At 57.2% G+C, this 1,514-nt stretch carries 2 protein-coding genes; both read right to left on the reverse strand.

Annotation, left to right across the window (positions count from 1 at the left end):
* Positions 1 to 215: 215 nt before the first annotated feature.
* Complete coding sequence (locus tag ACFFAR_RS30795; protein ID WP_375509180.1) at positions 216 to 1,220, reverse strand: biotin-dependent carboxyltransferase family protein; 1,005 nt, start codon at positions 1,218 to 1,220, stop codon at positions 216 to 218.
* Complete coding sequence (locus tag ACFFAR_RS30800; protein ID WP_375509181.1) at positions 1,217 to 1,501, reverse strand: allophanate hydrolase subunit 1; 285 nt, start codon at positions 1,499 to 1,501, stop codon at positions 1,217 to 1,219. Before ACFFAR_RS30800 ends, ACFFAR_RS30795 begins: the two co-directional genes overlap by 4 nt.
* Between the last annotated feature and the right edge of the window lie 13 nt (positions 1,502 to 1,514).

A 1,514-nucleotide genomic window follows, 5' to 3' on the forward strand; every position in this document is an offset into this window, starting at 1 on the left:
TTCAAGGAAACCGGGAAAGTTTGCTTTTACGAAGTCTGTGCGCGCCGCGCTCGACATCGTTGCGGTGACTTGCGTGCCCGTCGAATACACGGTCTCCTCGGCCATCTTCTTCCAGTCTATGCATTGCGTGAGCACCAACGTTGAATCCTTCGCGCGCACTGTCATCTGTTTCAGGTCGGAGCGTTTAAAGAGGTCGATTAAAGCAGCGATTGCACCTATATCCATACCCCCCTCCACTGCGACGCCCGTATCGTCTCCACATATTTAGCCTGCAACTTTTCAGCGAGGATCCCTTCTTCTATCGAAACTCTGTGGAACCGGACCGAACCCCCAACCGGCAGTTGTGCCAGCCGCCATAAATCCGCCTCGATGACAGCCCCGATCTTCGGGTATCCGCCGGAAGTCTGCGCATCGCTCATCATGACAATCGGCTTGCCGTTAGGCGGGACTTGAACCACACCAGGCACAATTCCGTGCGAAAGCATCTGGAGCGGCTGTTGGAGATGCATTTCCGGGCCTTCCAGCCGATAACCGATCCGATTACTGGTCGGGCTTACTTGCCAATTCACCTCCCAGAGCCGCATGGTTGCTTCTTCTGAAAACGAGTCGTACTCGGGTCCCGCTACAACGCGCACGCGAGCTAGCTGCCCTTGCCCTCCATGCGAGTCTTGTGGTGCGCCTTCGTTCGCGCCCAAATTGCACTGCGGAGGTGAGACACCGAAGCTGTCGGCGACGCCGGCCGCGGCCGCATCAGTCCTATCATTAATTGATAGGACATCGCCTCTTTTTAGGCATCGCCCCTGAAAGCCACCGAGCGCCATTTTAAGATCGGTGCTTCGTGAGCCTAGGACAACCGGCACGTCGAGGCCTCCTGATACCGATAGATAGGCACGTGCACCGCGGGCCGGCGGCGAAATCGTCAGAGTTTCGCCCGCTTTCACGCTAAAGGACCACCATGGAGGATAACGCTTGCCTTCTACTTCAGCGCTGCAGCCACCACCGGTCACTGCGACTCGCATCGCTACTGTGAACCGAGCGACAAACGGAAACACTGTAATTTCGATCGACGCACTGCCCTCGGCGTTCCCCACAAGAATGTTCCCGACACGAAGGGCTAAGGTGTCCATTGCCCCTGAAGTGCCAACACCAACATGACGAAAACCGAATCGGCCGACATCTTGCACCGAGCACAGCGGCGCAACCTTCAAGAGTTCAATCATGCTTCCACTCGACTAACGTGAAATCGTACCCTGTCACCCGGGGCGAGCAACGCGGGTGGTGTCGCACCCACATTGAAAAACGTCACATCGGTTGAGCCGATTAGATTCCAACCGCTAGGCGACGTCTGAGCGATAACACCGGTCTGGACACCGCCGATCGCCACGGAGCCGGCAGGTACACTGACTCTCGGCTGCTCAAGTCTCGGTACATGCAAGCGGGGGTCGAGTCCCCCGAGGTAACCAAAACCTGCATGCGCTCCGAGGAAGTAGACGCGATAAATTGGGGTTGCGTGC

Source organism: uncultured Caballeronia sp. (assembly GCF_964243625.1).
Classification (GTDB): domain Bacteria; phylum Pseudomonadota; class Gammaproteobacteria; order Burkholderiales; family Burkholderiaceae; genus Caballeronia.